Source organism: Flavobacterium sp. SM2513 (assembly GCF_050908145.1).
Taxonomy (GTDB): Bacteria; Bacteroidota; Bacteroidia; order Flavobacteriales; family Flavobacteriaceae; genus Flavobacterium.
The window spans coordinates 623,503-645,080 of sequence record NZ_CP194228.1; the positions used below are offsets into that span (position 1 = coordinate 623,503).

Here is a 21,578-nt window from a genome sequence, read left to right on the forward strand (position 1 = left end):
ATTACCAAAAATTTAACGCTTGAAAAAAGGATAAAATTACAATTTAAATTTTTGAAATTTATCAAACAAACTTGTTTTCCGTTCTGCTGAAATCGAGAGTGATTCGCCATTTTCCATAATGACAGTTCCTCCATCTTGTTTTAGGATTTTCTGAATTCGTGCTAAATTGATTATATGACTTCTATGAATTCGCAAGAAGTTTCCCATTGCCTCTAATCGCTCAAAGTCCGATATTTTTTTGGCAACTGTAATTCGGTGCCTGTTTGTAGTGTAAAAATGAGTGTACGAACCGTCTGCTTTTAAATATAAAATATCATGGAGCTCGAGAAATGTAATTCCATCACCTGTATTTAACGCAACTTTTTTCTCCAAAGGATTCTCCATATTGGTTTGCAACGTCTTCAACTTCTCTAAATCATTGTTGTTCTCCATCACTTTATGCAACGCTTTTTCAAGTGCTTCCACACGAACGGGTTTCAGAATATATCCTACAGCTGAAAGCTCAAATGCATTAATGGCATATTCACTAAATGCAGTCACAAAGATAATTTTGAACGTAATCTGACTTTCGTCAAAAAATTTCAGTAATTCCAAACCCGAATATCCCGGCATCGAAATGTCTAGAAAAACCAAGTCCGGTTTTTGTTCATGAATCGCTTTCACAGCCGAAGGGACGTCTTTAGCTTCTGCTACAATTAGTATATCCGGAAAATTCTCTTCTAAAATTCCCCGTAAGGATAATCGTGCATTTAGTTCATCATCTACAATAATTGCTTTCATAAAATCATGATTTTAGTACTATGCTATATTAACAATAATTTATTTAATTCAATCAAATATGTCAAATTTATTGACTTGAAATTGGCACGTATATTTTAATTCTCGTTCCCAGAGAGGACTCGTCTTGTGCTTTCTTATCAATTACTTCAATATCGATAATAATATTAGTCGTTTTATTAATCAATTTCACACGGTTATCAATTGCTTTTGTAGCAAAAGAAATGTGTTTTTTTACTTTTTGGTTTATTGTTTCAGAAGCTTTTCTACCAATTCCGTTATCATCAATAGTAATACACCAGGTATGTTCAAACATTTCAAGTTTGATTTCCAAATGTTTTAAACCCACTTTATGCATCAATCCATGTTTTATGGCATTCTCTACAAAAGGCTGAATAATCATCGAAGGAATTGTAAATTGACTTAAATCTATATCTTCCGGAAAAGTCATTTTATAATCAAAATCATCCTCGAAGCGTGCTTTTTCTAATGAAATGTACAAATCAATAGTTTCAAATTCTTTATCAATAGTTACTTCACTTTTATCAGAGGTATCTAAAATTCGACGCATTAAATCTGAAAATTTTCCTAGATAATCACTTGCTTTACTTTTCTGATTGGAATAAATCAAACCCTGAACAGCATTCAAAATATTGAAAATAAAGTGTGGATTCATCTGCGATCTCAATGCGGTCAACTGTGATAATGCCAATTGTTCTTTTAACTCCTCACTTTTTCGTGTTTTAATAACAGCCCAACGATACACTAAATACAACAAGGCTAATAATGCAAAAACACTAACCGTTAAAAAAGAATAACGCAACCAAAATGGCTTATGAATTTGAAAATTGATTTCCTTAATTGCTGTATATTTTTCGCCAATTTTTATATTGATTTGAAATTTATAATTACCTGGATTCAAGGCCAAAAAATTGATATTTTTCGCATTTGATGATAAGGAGTACCACTTTTTATCCAGTCCCATCAATCGATAACGATACGTGTAGCTCCCTAAACTTCTGTAATGAATTGTATTGAACTTGATATTAATATTATTTTGATCGTACTTTAAAATCACATTATTTCCAGGTGTAATCTTTTTATTATTGGCATTAAAACTTGTGAAATTAAAGCGAGGTAAATTCTCCTCATTTAATATACTTTTATTAAAATAATAAATACCTTGGTTGGTTGCTAAAGCCACAACATTTTTATACACAGTTAAATCATTGATTGTTATTCCCTTGATACACAAATTTAATTGCGCATTTTTGACTCGCTTGGTCGTCAAATCATAATAGTCAAAACCGGATTGGGTAATAATCCAAATTCCAGTACTGTCTTTTTCAATTCGTCGACAGTTGTTATCTGAAAGTCCGTTTTCTGTGGAAATGCGATTGATAACTTTCTGATTTTTTATTAAGTAAAGTCCCCGTTGCGAAGTGCCTACCCAAATAGAACCATCGGAATTTTCCAAAATTCCTACTGCAATAATCGGTTCATTTTTATCTGATTTAATTTCCTTCTCTACTCCGTTTTTATCATACACAAACAACCCATCGATAAACCCATAATAATATTTTTCTTCAGTAGAATGATATAAAATCGTTTTTGCTCTTTTATCTCTGAAAACTAACGTTTTGATATGGTCTGAACCAAAGTCAATTGTTTTAAACTTGTTATTGGGGTTTTTGAAATTAGGACTATCTACTAAATTTCGTGCAATCAATCCGCCAAATGTGGGAGATGCAATCAATAAATTACCTCTTTTGTCTTCTATCAGTTCTCTTCCAAAATAGGTTAAAGTAGACACCGGTTCTGCACTTCCAATTTTAAAAAAGCCATAATTCGTCAAAATAGTGTCGCCTACAAAACTGATAAATTCAATATTATTATCCCATTTTGTATCATATTCCCGCATGTATCGACCTCTGTTTGTAGTTTCCAAAACTCGTCCGTCATTGGTCCCGACAAAATAATTACCGTTTTTGGATTGGGTAATTCGAGTATAGCTTACTTTTTCTTTCTTGTTCTTTACATCCAATTTTAATTCAAAAATTTGCTTACTAGGCAATAAGAACAAACCTTCGTCTAAACTACTGATCCAATGATTACCTTCTAAATCCTGAACAATATCAGTCACCCGAATTTCATCTAAAAAACCCGTTTTAAAACGGTTCCTTTTTTCATCAAACTCATAAATTCCATTATTGGTACAAAGCCATAAATTATCTTTTGTAGCACTTAATCTATTGAAAAAAGTTTTAGTTAATTCGGGATTATTCAGTGCCACTTTTTTGTTCGCTACCACGCAGTTAGAAATCACTGATTTGTAACTATAGGATAGATTCCCTTTGAAAATTTCTAACGTTTTCTGACCCGAAGTAGTAATTTGTGTTTTTGTTAAAACATCGTCTTTAAACGTATATATGAACTGTTGCGAAGAAACATACAGTAGTTTATTTATAGTGTCGAAAACAATAGAGGTCAATTCATCTATTTCCGCATTTTTCTTTTTAAAAAGCAATACTGTTTTTCCAGATGAATACTTGTAAACCGCGTTTTGCGTTAAAATGTAAATGGATTGAAAACCTAAAGAAAAAGCAACTAAATTACTGTTGGTTTTCTCAAGAAGTGATTTTACGGACTGATCCTCAGTTAATTTAGCATTTGACACATAAAACAGTTGATTAGCAAAGTTCTTACACCATATTTTTCCTTGATCATCTTGTTGCAAACTACTAATCGAATTTCCCAGACTTTCCTCAATTCCTATTTCTTCAAAATGAACGCCGTTATAAGTCACTAATCCCTTGTCAGTTCCTAAATAAAGTAAACCGTTTTTGTCCACAAACAAATCATACACGACATCCGAAGGCAATCCTTCTAAAAAAGATATTTTTCGAGTAAGCGGCACTTGACCACAAACAGTTTCCGACACGAAAAAGCTAGTGACTATAAGTATAACAAACAACATTTTTTGCAGGGAAACCCTCATATAGAATTCTAATTTCATCTAGTATTATGGGTTAAAGTTAATTAAATTCCCATTTGAAAATGGAATTTACTCCCATAAACCCAAAAAAACTCGTTTCTCAGTTCAAAATTTCATTTTATAAATGATGAACAATAGAGGAAACGCCAAAGTTTTGTACATTTGAAATCCTTATAAAAACACATTATGTCAGCTCAAAAACGCTTATTTTTATTAGATGCCTACGCCTTAATTTTTAGAGGATATTATGCCTTTATCAAAAATCCTCGTATCAACTCAAAAGGAATGGATACTTCAGCCATTATGGGCTTTATGAACTCCCTTTTGGATGTGATTAAAAGAGAAAAACCGGATCATTTAGCTGTTGCTTTTGATAAAGGCGGAAGTCACGTGCGAACTGAAATGTATGTGGAGTACAAAGCCAATCGCGATGCAACTCCGGAAGCCATAAAAATAGCCATTCCCTATATTCAGGAACTTTTGAGAGCGATGCACATTCCCATTATTGAAATTGAAGGTTGCGAAGCCGATGATTTAATTGGAACTATTGCCAAACAAGCCGAAAAAGAGAATTTTCAGGTTTTTATGGTCACTCCCGATAAAGATTTTGCACAATTGGTTTCTGAAAATATTTTCATGTGGAAACCAGCTCGAATGGGTAACGGAATCGAAATTTGGGGTGTTCCTGAAGTTTTGGCGAAATTTGAAATTGAGCGTCCCGAACAAGTTATTGATTTCCTAGGAATGATGGGTGACGCCTCGGATAACATTCCTGGATTACCAGGTGTTGGTGAAAAAACTGCGAAGAAATTCCTGAAGGAATACGGTTCGATGGAAAATCTTTTAGCCAATACACATGAGCTCAAAGGTAAAATGAAAGAAAACATTGAAGCCAATAAAGAAAAGGGAATATTATCAAAGATATTAGCCACTATAATTATTGATTGCGACGTGACTTTTGATGAAAAAGATTACGAATTATCGCGTCCCGATATCGAAAAAACAGAAGCTATTTTTCAAGAATTAGAATTTCGAAGAATGGCAGACCAGTTTGATAGTTTGTTCAGAATTGACCACAATGCTTCCGCAAATGCTGCTCAAGATGCCAAGCTTTATAAAAAACCTGTTGCTAAAAACGAAAATCAAACGGATTTATTCGGGTTTAATGCAGATGAAGAAACAGTAGAAAGGACATCCATTTATACTTCACTTGAAAATACCGAGCATTCGTACCAAATTATTCAAGGCGATTTAGGTGTGAAATTGCTTTTGCAAAATTTACTAAATCAAAAATCAGTTTGTTTTGATACTGAAACTACAGGATTGGATGCGCTTCATGCCGAATTAGTAGGAATTGCCTTTTCTTTTGAAAAAGGAAAAGGTTTTTATGTTCCATTCCCAGAAAGCAAAGAGGAAGCTCAAACTTTAATTGAAAAATTACGTCCGTTTTTTGAAAATGAAACCATAGAAAAAATCGGTCAAAACTTGAAATATGATTTAAAAATCCTTTCAAATTATAATTTGGATGTTAAAGGACCGCTTTTCGACACGATGATTGCCCATTATTTGATAAATCCAGATATGCGACACAATATGGATATTTTGTCGGAAACTTATTTGAATTATTCGCCAAAATCAATTGAAGCATTAATTGGTAAAAAAGGAAAAAATCAAAAGTCGATGCGGGATATTGATGTTGAAGAAGTAAAAGAATATGCCGTTGAAGATGCCGATGTGACTTTTCAGCTCAAAGAGTTATTTACTACTGAATTAGACAATACAGCAACCAAAAAACTTTTTACTGAAATTGAAATTCCACTTGTAAAAGTCCTTGCCGATATGGAAACGGAAGGAATTAATCTTGACGTTGATTTCTTGAAAAAGATGTCGACGGAAATGCAAAAAGACATCGATGTTTTCGAAAAACAGATTTACGAAACTGCCGGTGAGAAATTTAACTTGGCTTCACCCAAACAATTGGGAGACATTCTATTTGATAAATTGAAAATTGGAGGCACCAAACAAAAGAAAACCAAAACCGGTCAATATGCCACTGGCGAAGAAGTCTTGTCTTATTTAGTAAACGAACATCAAATTGTCAAAGACATTCTCGAATGGCGCCAAATGGTGAAGTTACAAAGTACCTATATCGATGCTTTACCGAATCAAGTGGATACAAAAACAGGCCGGGTTCATACGGATTATATGCAAACGGTTGCTGCAACAGGACGTTTGAGTTCAAACAATCCCAACTTGCAGAACATTCCCATTCGTACTGAAAGAGGTCGATTGATTCGAAATGCATTTATTGCAAGAGACGAAAATTACACCTTACTTTCTGCCGATTATTCTCAAATAGAATTGCGAATTATTGCTGCATTAAGTGGCGAAGAAAACATGATTGCATCCTTTAAAAACGGCGAAGACATTCACAAATCAACCGCTTCAAAAGTATTTAATGTACCGTTGGAAGAAGTTACTCGTGAACAAAGAAGTCATGCAAAGACCGTTAATTTTGGAATTATTTATGGCGTTTCGGCATTTGGATTGAGCAATCAAACCAATCTTTCTCGAGCCGAATCGAAGGAGCTAATTGATGCTTATTATGAAAGTTACCCACGTTTGAAAGCGTATATTAATGAGCAAATTGAACTTGCACGAGAAATGGGTTACGTGCAAACCGTTTTAGGTCGAAGAAGGTATTTAAAAGACATTAATTCCCAAAACGCCATGGTTCGTGGTGGTGCAGAGCGAAATGCGGTAAATGCGCCAATTCAAGGAAGTGCTGCTGATATTATCAAAATTGCGATGATTAATATCCATAAAAAACTAACAGAGGAAAATTGGAAAAGTAAAATGTTACTTCAGGTACATGATGAACTTGTTTTTGACGTGCATAATTCAGAATTAGAGAAAATACAACCAATGATTAAATACGAAATGGAAAATGCTTTTGTACTTTCTGTTCCTTTAGAAGTGGAAATGGGAAGTGGAAATAATTGGCTTGAAGCGCATTAAGAGTCTTTAAACTGTATTGCAAGTTTTTTAACAGTAACGCAACCCTTTAAAAAATTTTACATCTTTATAAAAAAACCAATAATCATGAAAAAAATTTTAACATTATTTGCAGTTGTTTTGTTGTTTCAAAGTTTTCAATGTGACGATGACACGCAACAACCAAGTCAAACCTTTGATTTAGTATCATTACAGAATGAAAAACAACTTATTTTAGATTACATCGCCACATTTAGTTGTGATGAAAATGCAACTTGTAGTTCAATTGCTTTTGGCAGTAAAGCATGTGGTGGACCTCAAGAGTTTCTAGTTTTCCCAAGTACGATAGATTTGGAATATTTAACTGAAAAAGTTAACAATTACAATGCACTAGAAAACTCTTACAACCTTACCTACAATATTGTGTCTGACTGCATGGTCGTTCTGCCTCCCGAAAACATAGATTGTATCGATGGGGTTTGCATTATAGTTCAATAAATTATGTACAAAAAAAGGGACAAAGTTAAATTTTGTCCCTTTACATTTTTGAGCTAAACTATTTTTAGTTGATTAAAAGTGTTTTAGTTGCGTTTCCGTATTCCGTTCTTAAAACAAGAATATAAGTACCAGCTGTTAATTCGGAAGTGTTTATTTGATTATCATTTCTAGAAATAGCTTGGTTTTTTACAACTCTTCCTAATGCATCGTATAATTTTACTACTCCACTCTCAATATTTACAGGTAATTCAATGTTTGTAAAGCCTTTAGAAGGGTTTGGATAAAGTTTGAAATCCTCTATTTTAAAATTATCATTTCCTAAAGTTACATTAGCTAAAATTGAGCCGCAACTATTACTCCCATGATATGAAATTGTAAAATCAGCTACTTTTCTTGCATATATTATATTTAAAGATTGAGCTGACGCACTAAAAACATAATCGTTTGCATCTCCCGTATCCCGAGCTCTTGTTCCAACAACAGTTCGAACTCCGCCAGAAACAGTGTTGGACGTAACTGTCCAATCTTGTTGTGCATCGAGAGTTGGAGCCGAAAAACCATTAAATGTTCGATCGGTCAAATTTGTACCATCAAAAATAACCACATCACCAGAATCACCCATAGTTGTATTGTCAAAACCAATACCTAACCAACCAGTTGATGGCCCAATTAATGTTAAAGTTATTAATGCTGATGTAACATCAATTTTAGCAGAATAATTCAGATTTGTTCCGTTATTAGAATTTAAGACTAATGTTCCCGTCGAATACGTCTGACCGAAAAATACGGATGTAAAAAGTAAAGTAAATAAGCTTAGAGTAATTTTTTTCATAGTTTTTTGTTTTTATTTTTTAGTAATTCAATTAATTTATCATCGTCTAACAAGAGTGCATAATCTATTGCTGATTTCTTTTGTCCATCTTGCAATTCAACATCTACATTTGCCTTGACTAAAGCTGAAACAAGTTCATAATTCTTGGAATTTACCGCATAAATCAATGCTGTAGTTCTGTTTCCGTCTGAAAGATTTAGATTGGCTTTGTTTTCAATTAAGAATTTTGCAATTTCATTATTTTTTTTAAAAATCGCAGCCATCAAAGGCGTTCCCATGTCATTATTGTAGTTTATATCGGCTCCATTACTAATTAGAAACTTGGCAACCTCTGTATTTCCACGGTAGCATGCTAAAGTTAAAGGAGTGTAACCCCTATCATTAACAGCATTTATAATTTTTGGATTTTGTTCAAAGAGCACGGTTACTTGATCTAAATTTCCAGAACGTGCCACCTCAAAAATATCTTGAGATTCTTGAGCAAAAGCGGAGAAACTGAATAGAATAGTAATTATAAAAAGGTATTTTTTTAACATAGAATTTTCTTATTTATAAATAATTGTAGCTTTAAATATTATTTAAACCAATCAAATATACGATATCTACGAAAAAAACACATTTTTAGTTTATTTTTTTTTTAAAATTTATTACTTTGTACTACTATTATTCAAACTGTAACTAATCCGTTATTTTTCCGACTAACACATAACCACTATTAAATTTACTTGTATGAAAAATTCAATTATTGTTATTTTCTTGCTGATACTAACTACATCTATCTTTGCTCAAAATAAAGGGAAATTTCAAAAATTAGACAGTCTTTTTAGCTATTTAACTGAAAATAATCGTTTTATGGGTGCGGTGCAAATTCGTGAAAAGGAGAATGTTGTTTTTGACAAAGCGTACGGTTTTGTGGACTATGAAAATAAAATTGAAGCGAGTCCCAATACCAAATATAAGATAGGTTCGATTACCAAAATGTTTACTGCCGCACTAGTTTTTCAATTGATTGAAGAAAAAAAGTTGACATTAGAAATGAAACTTTCTAGGTTTTATCCTGAAATTCAAAATGCAGAAAAAATTACCATTGGGCAAATGCTGAATCATAAAAGTGGTATTTTCAACTTTACAGATGCACCTGACTTTATGCTACATATTATTAATCCCACAACAAAAGAAGCGATGATTGAGAAAATTTCTTCGTTTTCGCCCGCTTTTGAACCTAATGCAAAAGCCGAGTATAGTAATTCCAATTATTTATTAATAGGCTATATTATTGAAAAAATCACCAAAAATACGTATGCTGAAAATGTTAACAAGCGAATTATAAATAAAATTGGTTTAAAAAACACATCGTATTATTCTAAAATAAATCCAGCAGATAACGAGGCATATTCATTTACAATTAGTAAAGATAAAAAAATAGAAAAAGTCGAAGAATGGGATGAGTCACAAGTTGGTGCTGCAGGAGCGCTTCAATCTACTTCCAGTGATTTAACTCAATTTGCGACCGCGCTTTTTGATGGAAAAATCATCAACAAAAATTCATTAGCAGAAATGACGAAATTGGATGATGGTTATGGAAAGGGAATCTTTACAGCTCCATTTGGCGACCGAATATTTTATATGCATAACGGAGGAATCGAAGGATTTACTTCTACATTAGGCTATTATCCAAAAGAAAAACTTGGATTTTCAATCATAATGAATCTAGACAATTTCAGCATGAATGCACTTGTAGTGAGTCTTTTGAGTATTTACTATAAAATGCCTTACGAATTTCCAGAATTCAATGAAGTTACTGTTCTTAATTCCATTTTATCAAGCTACCAAGGCGTTTATGCATCAGAAAGTATTCCTTTAAAAATCACTATCAAAAATGACGACGGCACACTAGTAGGCCAAGCTACAGGTCAAAATTCATTTCCATTAGATCCAGTAAGCACTACAGAATTTGTTTTTGAACAAGCAAAGGTCAATATAAAGTTTACTGGAAATGGTTTTATTCTGACCCAAAATGGTCAGGAAATTAAGTTTAGAAAAGAATAAACCAAATTTTCCTGTCAGATTTTTTTAACTTAAAACTACATTTTACGGGTAGAACCTCGGTATCTTAATTCCGTTTTTACAACCGTCGTTTTATAAGCATAATTTTCGTCTTTGAATTCTAATTTATCAATTAGCAAACGAGCGGCGGTTTCCCCAATTTTTGGTCCGTGTTGACTTACAGTAGACAAACTAGGCGTTAGTCGTCTTGACCAAGCTCCATCTGCAAAACCTATGACGGATAAGTTTTCTGGAATGTTATAACCGTTTTTTAAGCCCAATTTCACGCTAGAAATTGAAGAATGCTCATCTAACGCAAAAATACCATCTATTTTGTTTTCAGCAAAAAGTTGGTCTAATTTTTTATCAAAATCAGCAACAGAATCCGTCAAAATAACTAAATTTTGATCAAAAACAATATTGTTGTTTTGCAAAGCTTTAATATATCCTTCTGCCCGAAGCTTCCCTACACTCAAGCTATCTATGACAGAAAGCAAAGCAATTTTCTGGCAACCAATATCAATTAGGTGCTGAGTAGCATTATATCCAGCATCTAAATCATCACTAATCACTTTATCGCAATTTACTTTTTCAGCAACACGATCAAACATCACAATAGGAGTTCCTTCGTTAATACAATCTGTAAAGTGTTCAAAATAATTTTCTTTTTGTGCTTGTTCTGACATCGAGACGATGAATCCGTCAATAGACCCGTTACTCAAAACATCCATAAGGTGCATTTCCTTTTCAAGGGATTCATTTGAAATACAAGTAATAATATGATAGCCTTTTTCCTCAGCTACTTTTTCGATACCCGAAAAAATCTTTGCAAAAAATGTATTTAAAATATTTGGAAGTATTACACCTATAGTTTTCGTTTTACGGTTCTTCAGGTTTAGCGCCATTATATTAGGCTTGTAATTTTGAAGTTTAGCAAATTCCTGAATCTTAATTTTAGTAGGATCACTAATTTCAGGACTATCATTTAAGGCTTTGGATACCGTTGACACCGAAACGCCCAATTGTTTTGCAATTTGCTTTAATGTAGTTTTTTCTTTCATTGGTATTTATTGAGATGTAAATGTAGAAAAACAATTGCAATGAAAAGAATCTGAATTTAATATAATTAAATAATAGCTTTAATTTATACCAAGAAAGCACATTAAATTAACTCTGAGGTACTTCTTGAACATAATTAATACAACAGAAATGCGACACGGATTAAGCAGAAATGCTTTTAATTTTTATTAAAAAATAAAGAAATTATCTCACTATACTTATATTTAAGTTGGAGTTCGATGCATCGAATTTATAACGAATAGAACAGCCTTTTTCAGATTGCACAAAAACAATTTAAAAAAGAGTAAATTTGCAGGTCAAAATTTGATTCCTACCGTGTTCATTTTAAAAAAGATAGAATATAAATACACATACTTAAAATTATCTTTTACAGGTGTTTGTATTATAAAAAAATAATTGTACTTTTGCACTCCCTTTATCGGGAATGGAATGTTTAATTAAAAATATATTATGGACGCATTAAGCTACAAGACAGTTTCAGCAAACAAAGCCACCGTTACAAAACAGTGGATTGTTGTAGATGCTGACGGTCACAACTTAGGACGTCTTGCTTCAAAAGTCGCAATGATTTTAAGAGGTAAGTACAAACCAAGTTACACACCACACGTGGACTGTGGAGATAACGTAATTGTTATCAACTCAGAAAAAATCAACCTTACAGGTAAAAAAATGGATGACAAAATTTACATGCGTCATACAGGTTACCCAGGAGGTCAAAGAACTTTAACGGCTAAAGTATTGCAAGCGAAAAACCCTGCAACTCTAGTGGAAAAAGCAGTAAAAGGAATGTTACCTAAGAACAAATTAGGAGCTGAACTTTTCAGAAATTTAAATGTTGTTGTAGGTTCTGAGCACAAACAAGGTGCACAAAAACCGAAAACAGTTAACCTTAACGATCTTAAGTAATGGGAGTTATTCACAAAATCGGTAGAAGAAAAACCGCTGTTGCACGTGTTTATGTTTCGGAAGGAACAGGAGTAATCACTGTAAACAAAAAAGCATTCGCAACTTATTTCCCAACAGCTACTTTACAGTACAAAGTTTTGCAACCAATGTCTATGACAGAAAACGTTGAAAACTATGATGTAAAAGTAAATGTTTACGGAGGTGGTTCAACAGGTCAAGCAGAAGCTGTGAGAATGGCACTAGCAAGAGTTATGTGTGAAGTTGGCGAAGGAAACAGAGCCATATTGAAACCAGAAGGTTTATTGACAAGAGATCCAAGAATGGTTGAACGTAAGAAATTCGGTCAGAAGAAAGCTCGTAAGAAATTCCAGTTCTCTAAACGTTAATATTACCGTCTTGTATATTTGGTACAAGACACCGTTTATTTATTATTTAAACAAGATTTGTTGTTCCTGTCGAGGCAGGAATTAGTTTAGCATCTAAATGAAGCCTAAAGCGCAAAGCCCAAAGGAACATTGCTAATTCAACAGAACGTAAACTATCACATTAAAATGGCAAACAAAGTAGAAGTTAAAGACTTACTAGAAGCAGGTGTTCACTTTGGACACATGACTAGAAAATGGGACCCGAACATGGCTCCTTACATTTATATGGAACGTAATGGAATTCACATTATCAATCTATATAAAACAGCAGCAAAAATCGAAGAGGCTGCCGATGCAATGCAAAAAATTGCTGCATCAGGTAGAAAAATCTTATTCGTAGCTACAAAAAAACAAGCAAAAGATATCGTAGCTGAAAAAGCTGCAGCAGCTAACATGCCTTACATCACTGAAAGATGGCCTGGTGGAATGTTGACTAACTTTGTAACTATCCGTAAAGCTGTTAAGAAAATGGCAACTATTGATAGAATGAAGAAAGACGGTACTTTCTTGACATTATCTAAAAAAGAACGCTTACAAGTTGATCGTCTTCGTGCAAAATTAGAAAAGAATTTAGGTTCAATTTCTGATATGTCAAGACTTCCTGCTGCATTGTTCGTTGTAGATATTAAAGCAGAACACATCGCAATCAAAGAAGCTCAAAAATTAAACATTCCAGTTTTCGCAATGGTGGATACAAACTCTGACCCAAGACAGGTTGATTATGTAATCCCATCTAACGATGATGCTTCTAAATCTATCGATAAGATTTTGACTTTAGTAACTAACGCGGTTATCGAAGGAAATAACAACAGAACTTCTGATAAAGACGAACAATCTGCTGAAGAAGGAACTGACAAACCAGCTGCTAAAGTAGCTCCTGCTAAAGCGGAAAAAGAGGAAACTCCAGCTCCAGTTGCTGCAGTAGAAACTGCTACTGAAGAAGTAAAATCTGAAGAGGTTAAGACTGAAGAGTAAATCAAAATAAATTCCTATATTAAAATTCCAAATTCCAAAATATATTTTTTATATCAATTGGGATTTGGAATTTTTAAATTTTAAATTTTAAAAAATAAAAATTATGGCAACAATTACTGCTGCAGACGTAAATAAATTAAGACAAGCTACAGGTGCTGGAATGATGGATTGTAAAAAAGCTTTAGTTGAAGCTGATGGAAATTTTGACGAAGCAATCCAAAACTTGAGAAAAAAAGGACAAAAAGTTGCTGAAAACCGTTCTGACCGTGAGTCAACTGAAGGAGCTGCTGTTTCTTTCATCAATGCTGACCATACTAGAGGAGCAATTATCACTTTGAACTGCGAAACTGATTTCGTAGGTAAAAATGACTCATTTGTAACTTTAGCTAAAGAATTAGTTGAAAAAGCAATTAACTTTTCTTCTAAAGAAGATTTCTTAGCTTCTGATTTTAACGGAATGACTGTTGCTGAAAAATTAATTGAGCAAACAGGTGTTATCGGTGAAAAAATTGAAATCGGTGGTTTTGAAATTTTAGAAGGTGCTTACGTTGGGTCTTATGTTCACGTAAACAAAATTGCTGCTTTAACTGCAATTTCTGCTGCAATTGACAATGCTGATGTATTGACTAAAGATGTTTCTATGCAAGTTGCTTCTATGGGAGCTACTACTTTATCTTACAAAGATTTTGACGCTGCTTTCGTTGCTTCTGAAACAGATGCACGTATCGCTATCATCGAAAAAGAAAATGAAGAAGCTTTGCGTTTAGGAAAAACATTGAAAAACGTACCAAAATATATCTCTCGTCACCAATTATCTGACGAAGTTTTAAAACAAGCTGAAGAAGATGCTAGAGCAGAATTGAAAGCCGAAGGTAAACCAGAACAAATTTGGGACAAAATTATTCCAGGTAAACTAGAGCGTTTCATCTCTGACAACACTACTTTAGACCAAGAAAAAGCATTATTAGACCAAAACTTCATCAAAGATGACAGTAAAAAAGTGGCTGATTATGTAAATGGATTCAAAGTTGAAGTTACAGGTTTCAAACGTGTTGCTTTAGGTTAATCTAAACATAGTTTTATATATTATTAAATCCCGATTCAATGAATCGGGATTTTTTTTTGAATGATTGTCATACTAGAATTTGCTTCAGCGTCGAAATAATTAGTTGAAGTTAAAACAATTTTACCTTTACTAATCGCTTGCTTTTACTTAACTTCATAAGCTAAAACTTAACCTATGAAAACACGTTGTGCATGGTGCGAAAAAGATGATTTGTATAGAAAATACCACGATGAAGAATGGGGTATTCCGGTTTATGACGATGCAAAATTGTTTGAATTCTTGGTTTTAGAAACGTTTCAGGCGGGACTGAGTTGGCACACGATTTTGAAAAAGAGAGAAGGTTTTCAAAGTGCTTTTGACAATTTTGATTACAAGAACATAGCCAATTATTCTGAAGAGAAAATCCAAGAATTGTTACTGGACTCGGGAATTATTAGAAACAAACTAAAAATTCGTTCGGCGGTTTCTAATGCACAAGCGTTTATGACAGTGCAGGAGGAGTTTGGCAGTTTTTCAAAATACATTTGGGGTTTTGTAGACGGAACACCTATTGACAACAATAGAAAATCACTTCAAGAAGTACCGGCTACTACTCCACTTTCGGATGTTATTAGTAAAGATTTAAAGAAACGCGGGTTTAAGTTCGTAGGTTCAACCGTGGTTTACGCACAAATGCAAGCTACGGGAATGGTAAACGACCATGTGGCGAATTGCTGGACGAAACAGAACTAAATTGAAAACCTTTTAGCACTTAAAAAAAGCGATTTAAAATAGCGTTAATTAGAACGTTCTATAAATACTAATCCCGTAAAATGTATATGATTTCTTATGTTATTTATGTTTTCTTGGCGAAAGCTTTTTTAATACTAAGAAGCTTTACAGAATTGAAATAATCCATTTCAATTATAGAACGAAAAATGCAGTTGCAATCAAAATCTACTTAATTACAATAAATTAGTACTAAATCATACCAAAATTCACTTCAAAACTCATTCGTAATGGTTCAAAACCCATTCGAAACACTTCAAAACTCATTCGTAACAGTTCAAAGCCCATTCGAAATACTTCAAAGTTACTTCGTAATACTTCATGGCTACCTCGTAATGATACAAAGGCCATTCGAAATGGTAGGATGCCCATTCGTAATAATTCAACGTTCGTTCGTAATGCTATTTTTTGGGTTCGTAATGGTATTTTACTGTAAAATCAGCAAAAATTAGACGGTAGTAAAGAATCACTCACTTACAATTTCGTAAGTCCATTTTTTAATTGGGTGTTTGTTTGCCGTAAAAGGGAAAATGAAAAGTACTAAACCAGGTGGTGTAAATACTGCCGCAGCTAAATATCCATAAGGACCGGCAACTAATCCTCCCAAACCAATCAAAATAAAAGTACCACCAACAGCAATTGAAGCTGTACGTAAAATAGTTGAAACTGTAGAGGCTTTTCTTATGGATACAATAGAGTCAATCTCTATTATCTTGCCTTTAATATTTATCTCAGAATCATTAATTATTGTAAATTTTCCTGCAATACTTTTCCCATCAGTAGTTTTTACTTTAATTCGGCGGTTCTCTTTAAGAAAAGTGGTGTCACTTGATTTATTATTAACTAAATTAATTCCTTTGTCTTAAGCAAAACCTATAGTAAATGCTAAGCATAAAATGATTGTTAAAATGTGTTTCATCGCTTTGTGAAATTAAAATTAATGATTGAAATTCATGTTTATTTTAAAAAGAACAAGCTGAAATAAATGCGGCTTGACAAAATCAAATGTAAACAATAAATTCACACCAATTACACATTAAGAATTTCCATAAATTCTTCCCTCTCAATTTCTCTAGCCCCTAAACTTTCTAAGTGGTCGTTGTAAACTTGGCAATCAACTAATTTATACTGACGTATTTTTAGGTTTTCAACCAAAGTAATAAAAGCCACTTTCGAGGCATTAGAAACTTTAGAAAACATGCTTTCGCCACAGAATACACTTCCTAAATCGATGCCGTATAACCCACCCACTAGCTCGTCGTCTTGCCAAACTTCCACTGATTTTGCATAACCGAGTTCATGTAATTTCACATAAGCTTCAATCATTTCATTGGTTATCCAAGTGCCTTCCTGACCGTTTCTACTGATTTGGCTGCAACTTGAAATTACGGCATGGAAATCTTTATTGAAAGTAACTTTGAATAGTTCTTTTAGCAAAATACTTCGCATACTTTTGGAAACTTTCAATTCATCGGGAAATAAAACCATTCGCTCTTTTGGTGACCACCATAAAATGGGTTCGTCGCTATCAAACCATGGGAAGATTCCGCTTCGGTAGGCTAGCATTAATCGCTCTGGAGATAAATCTCCGCCTACGGCGAGAATTCCATGTTTATCGGCTTCGGAAACGTCGGGAAAGAAGAGTTCTTTTAATAAAAAATACATAAGGAGAATACAGAAAACAGATGTTAAAATAAAGATAACAGAAAAAAATACAGCAATAAGACAAAGAAAAACGCTAATCTAAACATCTAACTTCAGTTATATGTTCACACTAGCGTCTTTATTCTATACACTTTACTCTAAGCTCTTCCTAGAAAGGCAAATCGTCGTGGTCTTCTTCTTTAAAAGTAGCGGATGGCTCAAATGCTTGAGCAGCTGGCACTGGTGGAGCTCCCGCTGCTGGAGCATCAGATTGTACTTTGCCAATTCTCCAACCTTGAATCGTGTTGAAATAAACCGTTTCTCCTTGTGGGTTTGTCCATTCTCTTCCTCTTAAATTGATGTCAACTTTTACGTTGTCACCTACTTTGTAAGCATCTAATAAATCGCATTTATCTTGTACAAATTGTACTGAAATATGCTGTGGATATTGCTCATCTGTAGTCACTACCACATCTCTTTTTCTAAATCCTGATGAACCTACTTCTTTAGTTTGTTCAATCATTTTCACTCTTCCTGTAACTTCCATATCCTTTATTTATTGTGGTTGCCTTTAGCGAACCTGTTTATACTCTTTTTGCTAATAATAATTTCCAAGCATTTTGCACTTGGTCATTGTCCAGATATTCTTTTGCTTTAGCATGCACGTTTTCTTCATCGTCTGAACTCAAAACCGCTTTTACTTCAAAATTATCTGCTACAAAGATATTAATTTCTTCTTTCGTAGGCAAAGATTCTACGTTTCCTAACATCCCTAAATCATTCCCTGAAAACACAGGACTTTTCTTAATGAAATCTGGAATAGCATCCACGCCAATACCTAAAGTAGACAATGGTTTTGGTACCTCAAACAATCCTTTATTGGCACGGGAATACCAGTTACCACCCATTCTTGACACTAAATCAATTTTATATTGGTCAATCGCTCCATTTTTATCTAAAACATCTTCGCTGATATGCAGTTTTATTACTTCGCAAATCACTAAATTTCCAGCACCACCTTCAGTTCCTAAACTAATAATTTCATTGACTTTGCACTCAAACTGAACCGGAGATTCTTTTACACGAAATGGTTTTACTAAATCAGATTCCAACATGGTTAAACCTGCTTTTTTAAATTCATTTACACCATCCCCATATTCTGTACTAGAAAGAGAAACTTGTTGTACGATGTTATAATTCACAACACTTATTACTACTTCGCGTGTTGCCTCTACATTTAATAATGTATGTTTTACGGTATTGTTTCGAACTCTTCTCGCAGGAGAAAAAATTAAAATTGGAGGATTCGAACTAAATACGTTGAAGAAACTAAAGGGAGACAAATTTGGATTTCCATCTGCATCTACTGTACTTGCTAAAGCAATTGGTCGAGGCCCTACGGAACTCTGCAAATAACCTTGCAATTGTGCACCCGAAATTTCATGTGGTTCAATACTTATCATAATCAAACAATTTTTTTACAAATATAATTTTTTGGAACGAATCTTTCGGCTTATTTGGAATCCATTTTCCTGCCGTTGGGCACTATCTTTTATTTTAAATAAAATAAAAGGATAGTCACCCACGTCAGGGTTATTTAGGTTTCCCTATTTGTTTCAGAATAGTGGGTTCGTGTCCGAACGTTTCGTAGTTTCACATTGCATTGCCGCTTTAGGACTTTTTTTGCGTGAAGGATGGAAGAGGAGCTCTTTTTTTGTTCCGATTTTTCATCGGAACAAAAAAAAGCGGGAACGTACAGCCTGACCCGACCTTTTCGGGAGGGGCACGCCCAAGTGAAAATTACGTTAATTGAAGAGGTTGTTATTTTGTCGAATTTATTTTTACTACTTTTAAAAAAAAAATTAAAATGCAGTTTTCAGCACAAACTAATAAAACGCGATGGGTAATTATCGCCGCCTCGTTTGTCATTGTTTCTCTAATATTGTGGAACACTTACGATTTTTTTCAGGTCTTCAAATCTGAAGAACGTCAGAAAATGGAAATATTAGCCGAGAGTGTAAAAACCATCAATAACTCTGACCCAACGACTGATGAAATTAACTTGCCGCTGCAAGTTATGAACAGCAATGAAACCATTCCTTTTATCGTCACAGAGAAGGATGGAAAAATCTCTAACACTAGAAATATTGACCCGAAAATTGAAGAAGACCCACAACAATTGCAGTTTTTATTAAACCGATTTAAAAAAGAAAATGACGCCATCATTATTCAAGGTGCAGAAACTTCGCAATATTTATATTACGGTAATTCGTCCTTATTGACCAAACTAAAGTATTATCCTTTAGCATTGGTTTTAATTATTGTCTTATTCGGTTTCATCGTTTATAATTTTTATAGAAGTACTAAAATTGGTACACAAAACAAGCTTTGGGCAGGAATGGCAAAGGAAACGGCACATCAAATAGGCACTCCATTATCTTCCTTAATAGGTTGGGTGGAAATTATGAAAGCGGATAATGTGGATGAAACGACGGTTGCTGAAATTGAAAAAGACATAGAGCGATTGCAAACGATTACGGATAGGTTTTCAAAAATTGGTTCGGAACCCATCTTGGAGCGAATAAATATCGTAAAAGAAACCGAAGATTCGATGCATTATTTAAAAGCACGCTTTTCAAAGCAAGTTAACTTTTCTTTCACTGGCCCAGAATATCCTGTGTTGATGAGTTTGAATCCGGGTTTGCACAGTTGGACTATAGAAAATTTAGTAAAAAACGCCATTGATGCGATGAAAGGCAAAGGTGACCTGACCGTTGCGGTAATAGATGATAATAAATACATTAAAATATGTGTATCTGATACGGGAAAAGGAATTCCGAAGAACGATTTTAATCGGGTTTTTGAACCAGGTTTTACTACCAAGAAAAGAGGCTGGGGTTTGGGACTTTCCTTAACTAAGAGGATTGTTGAGGAATACCACGACGGGAAAATAAAAGTCCTGCGTTCTGAAATAGGTAAAGGCACTTGTATTCAAATGACTTTTAAAATCACATAAAAAAAGAGAAACTTTCGTTTCTCTTTTACAATACCAGCACTTTCAGAATTATAAATAATCCTGTACCTTTTTAACTATACTTTCAAACTCTTCTTTTTCTAATTTTACTTTGTTGGAAAAGCGCATTTCATCCATTTCATTTAAAGGAATCAAGTGTACGTGAACATGCGGCACTTCAAGTCCAACGACTGCCATACCCACTCGTTTGCAATCAACAGCTTTTTCTAAAGCAATCGCAATTTTTCGAGAAAACTGCATTAATTCCAGATACAAGTCTTCTTCCATATCAAAAATCTTGTTGATTTCTTGTTTTGGAATGCATAAAGTATGTCCTTTCGCATTTGGGTTTACATCTAGAAACGCTAAAAACTTATCGTCTTCTGCTATCTTATAAGCAGGAATTTCGCCGTTGATAATTTTGCTAAAGATTGAACTCATGTTTGCTTGTTTTTATAGATTAGTCGCGTGAAATTTCTAAAATTTCAAAAGTTAAAGTTCCGTTTGGAACCGTGATTTCTGCCGTTTGTCCAACAGATTTTCCCAGCAAACCTTTTCCAATCGGAGAAGTTACAGAGATTTTACCTGTTTTTAAATCCGCTTCACTTTCGGCAACTAAAGTATAGTTCATTTCCATACCGTTCGCTTGGTTTTTGATTTTTACTTTCGACAAAACCAATACTTTAGAAGTGTCCAATTGTGATTCATCAATTAGTCGCGCATTAGAATAGGTTTCTTCCATTTTGGCAATTCGCATTTCCAACATTCCTTGGGCTTCTTTCGCAGCATCATATTCAGCATTCTCCGATAAATCTCCTTTATCTCTAGCTTCTGCAATATCTGCAGATGCTTTTGGACGCATCACACTTTTTAAATGCTCCAATTCCTCTTTTAATTTTTTTAAACCTTCCGCAGTGTAATAAGATACGTTACTCATAATTTCATCGTTTATATAAATAGAAAAAATCCCATCGGAACGGGATTTCTTTTCACAAAGATACTTTTTTTATTTTAGTGTTGCTTTTATATGCTAAATCATATATAAACCAAAGTTAATTAATTTAAATTTGTTTCGCTCTATAAATCAGAAAATTTTTGACATGAAAAAAATCCTTGCTTTACTATCTCTTATTGTCCTAATCTTAGGCTGTTCGTCTGACAATGTTAAGTACAAAAATCCTTATATTCCAAATTACGGTTTTTCGCTAACTATTAACGCAAACTTGCCTTTGTATAGCGGTTTACTTTCGGCTATAAATCCTATTTTAATTTTTGACGGTACTTCTGGAGCAAATGGAATTATTGTAATGAAAATGTCAGATACAGATTATCGTGCTTGGGAAGCGAATTGCCCCAATCAATACGTAAGTTCATGCTCTCAAATGGTAATTACTGGCGTTAATGCAAAGTGTCCGTGTGACGGCTTCGAATACAGTTTGTTTAATGGCGTTGGGATTAATGGGGAAGGCGAATATACGATGAAACCCTATCGTGTGGATATTTTGGGTAAAAATCTAATTCGTGTTTCTAATTAAAAAACAAACCCTGACTTTTTCAAA

At 33.8% G+C, this 21,578-nt stretch carries 20 protein-coding genes; 10 read left to right on the top strand and 10 right to left on the bottom strand.

The features are described 5' to 3' along the window. Positions 1-36: 36 nt before the first annotated feature. Positions 37-780, bottom strand: a complete 744-nt coding sequence (locus tag ACQ5J2_RS02395; protein WP_432672094.1) for a LytR/AlgR family response regulator transcription factor — start codon at positions 778-780, stop codon at positions 37-39. 67 nt (positions 781-847) lie between these two features. Then, positions 848-3,754 carry a sensor histidine kinase gene (locus ACQ5J2_RS02400; protein WP_432672095.1) on the bottom strand — a complete coding sequence of 969 codons (2,907 nt, stop codon included), beginning with the start codon at positions 3,752-3,754 and terminating at the stop codon, positions 848-850. 204 nt (positions 3,755-3,958) lie between these two features. On the opposite strand from ACQ5J2_RS02400, the gene polA reads away from it, so the two are divergent. Together polA and ACQ5J2_RS02410 are read left to right on the top strand one after the other, a co-directional pair. Continuing rightward, positions 3,959-6,790, top strand: coding sequence for a DNA polymerase I (gene polA, locus ACQ5J2_RS02405; protein ID WP_432672096.1), 2,832 nt, complete (start codon positions 3,959-3,961; stop codon positions 6,788-6,790). 84 nt (positions 6,791-6,874) lie between these two features. Then, positions 6,875-7,264: a hypothetical protein gene (locus ACQ5J2_RS02410; RefSeq protein ID WP_432672097.1), complete on the top strand. Its 390-nt coding sequence runs from the start codon at positions 6,875-6,877 to the stop codon at positions 7,262-7,264. A gap of 64 nt (positions 7,265-7,328) precedes the next feature. On the opposite strand, the gene ACQ5J2_RS02415 is transcribed toward ACQ5J2_RS02410, so the two are convergent. Together ACQ5J2_RS02415 and ACQ5J2_RS02420 are read right to left on the bottom strand one after the other, a co-directional pair. After that, on the bottom strand, positions 7,329-8,096 hold the full coding sequence (locus tag ACQ5J2_RS02415; protein ID WP_432672098.1) for a T9SS type A sorting domain-containing protein: 768 nt from the start codon (positions 8,094-8,096) through the stop codon (positions 7,329-7,331). After that, a complete protein-coding gene (locus tag ACQ5J2_RS02420) occupies positions 8,093-8,632 on the bottom strand; it encodes an ankyrin repeat domain-containing protein (RefSeq protein WP_432672099.1) in 540 nt (179 codons plus the stop codon). The genes ACQ5J2_RS02415 and ACQ5J2_RS02420 overlap by 4 nt, the downstream gene beginning before the upstream one ends. A 193-nt stretch (positions 8,633-8,825) precedes the next feature. Between ACQ5J2_RS02420 and ACQ5J2_RS02425 the strand changes: the two genes are divergently transcribed. After that, on the top strand, positions 8,826-10,145 hold the full coding sequence (locus ACQ5J2_RS02425; RefSeq protein WP_432672100.1) for a serine hydrolase domain-containing protein: 1,320 nt from the start codon (positions 8,826-8,828) through the stop codon (positions 10,143-10,145). Positions 10,146-10,180: 35 nt separating this feature from the next. Here ACQ5J2_RS02425 and ACQ5J2_RS02430 read toward each other — a convergent pair whose 3' ends face one another. Next, positions 10,181-11,203 carry a LacI family DNA-binding transcriptional regulator gene (locus ACQ5J2_RS02430; RefSeq protein WP_432672101.1) on the bottom strand — a complete coding sequence of 341 codons (1,023 nt, stop codon included), beginning with the start codon at positions 11,201-11,203 and terminating at the stop codon, positions 10,181-10,183. A 469-nt stretch (positions 11,204-11,672) separates the two neighbouring features. Between ACQ5J2_RS02430 and rplM the strand changes: the two genes are divergently transcribed. The 5 genes from rplM to ACQ5J2_RS02455 all read left to right on the top strand — a co-directional run bounded on the left by rplM (position 11,673) and on the right by ACQ5J2_RS02455 (position 15,326). Then, positions 11,673-12,128, top strand: coding sequence for a 50S ribosomal protein L13 (gene rplM, locus ACQ5J2_RS02435; protein ID WP_432672102.1), 456 nt, complete (start codon positions 11,673-11,675; stop codon positions 12,126-12,128). Beyond that, positions 12,128-12,514, top strand: coding sequence for a 30S ribosomal protein S9 (gene rpsI, locus ACQ5J2_RS02440; protein WP_022826472.1), 387 nt, complete (start codon positions 12,128-12,130; stop codon positions 12,512-12,514). The genes rplM and rpsI overlap by 1 nt, the downstream gene beginning before the upstream one ends. 165 nt (positions 12,515-12,679) lie before the next feature. Continuing rightward, positions 12,680-13,528: a 30S ribosomal protein S2 gene (gene rpsB / locus ACQ5J2_RS02445; RefSeq protein WP_432672103.1), complete on the top strand. Its 849-nt coding sequence runs from the start codon at positions 12,680-12,682 to the stop codon at positions 13,526-13,528. A gap of 103 nt (positions 13,529-13,631) precedes the next feature. Beyond that, complete coding sequence (gene tsf, locus ACQ5J2_RS02450; protein ID WP_432672104.1) at positions 13,632-14,594, top strand: translation elongation factor Ts; 963 nt, start codon at positions 13,632-13,634, stop codon at positions 14,592-14,594. 174 nt (positions 14,595-14,768) lie between these two features. Continuing rightward, positions 14,769-15,326: a DNA-3-methyladenine glycosylase I gene (locus ACQ5J2_RS02455; RefSeq protein WP_432672105.1), complete on the top strand. Its 558-nt coding sequence runs from the start codon at positions 14,769-14,771 to the stop codon at positions 15,324-15,326. 1,065 nt (positions 15,327-16,391) lie between these two features. On the opposite strand, the gene aat is transcribed toward ACQ5J2_RS02455, so the two are convergent. From aat to ACQ5J2_RS02470, 3 genes are all read right to left on the bottom strand, one after another. Next, positions 16,392-17,027 carry a leucyl/phenylalanyl-tRNA--protein transferase gene (aat, locus tag ACQ5J2_RS02460; RefSeq protein WP_432672106.1) on the bottom strand — a complete coding sequence of 212 codons (636 nt, stop codon included), beginning with the start codon at positions 17,025-17,027 and terminating at the stop codon, positions 16,392-16,394. 148 nt (positions 17,028-17,175) lie between these two features. Further along, positions 17,176-17,553, bottom strand: coding sequence for a DUF3127 domain-containing protein (locus ACQ5J2_RS02465; RefSeq protein ID WP_432672107.1), 378 nt, complete (start codon positions 17,551-17,553; stop codon positions 17,176-17,178). 37 nt (positions 17,554-17,590) lie between these two features. After that, complete coding sequence (locus tag ACQ5J2_RS02470; RefSeq protein WP_432672108.1) at positions 17,591-18,469, bottom strand: flavin reductase family protein; 879 nt, start codon at positions 18,467-18,469, stop codon at positions 17,591-17,593. Between the two features lie 404 nt (positions 18,470-18,873). On the opposite strand from ACQ5J2_RS02470, the gene ACQ5J2_RS02475 reads away from it, so the two are divergent. After that, the gene (locus ACQ5J2_RS02475; protein ID WP_432672109.1) at positions 18,874-20,022 is read left to right on the top strand and encodes a sensor histidine kinase; all 1,149 of its coding nucleotides are present in this window, start codon (positions 18,874-18,876) and stop codon (positions 20,020-20,022) included. Between the two features lie 48 nt (positions 20,023-20,070). On the opposite strand, the gene ACQ5J2_RS02480 is transcribed toward ACQ5J2_RS02475, so the two are convergent. Continuing rightward, complete coding sequence (locus ACQ5J2_RS02480) at positions 20,071-20,460, bottom strand: HIT family protein (RefSeq protein ID WP_432672110.1); 390 nt, start codon at positions 20,458-20,460, stop codon at positions 20,071-20,073. A 19-nt stretch (positions 20,461-20,479) separates the two neighbouring features. Continuing rightward, positions 20,480-20,956 carry a transcription elongation factor GreA gene (greA, locus tag ACQ5J2_RS02485; protein ID WP_432672111.1) on the bottom strand — a complete coding sequence of 159 codons (477 nt, stop codon included), beginning with the start codon at positions 20,954-20,956 and terminating at the stop codon, positions 20,480-20,482. 163 nt (positions 20,957-21,119) lie between these two features. Between greA and ACQ5J2_RS02490 the strand changes: the two genes are divergently transcribed. Then, positions 21,120-21,554 (top strand): hypothetical protein, encoded by a 435-nt coding sequence (locus tag ACQ5J2_RS02490; protein ID WP_432672112.1) that lies wholly within the window; start codon positions 21,120-21,122, stop codon positions 21,552-21,554. The last annotated feature ends 24 nt before the right edge of the window (positions 21,555-21,578 follow it).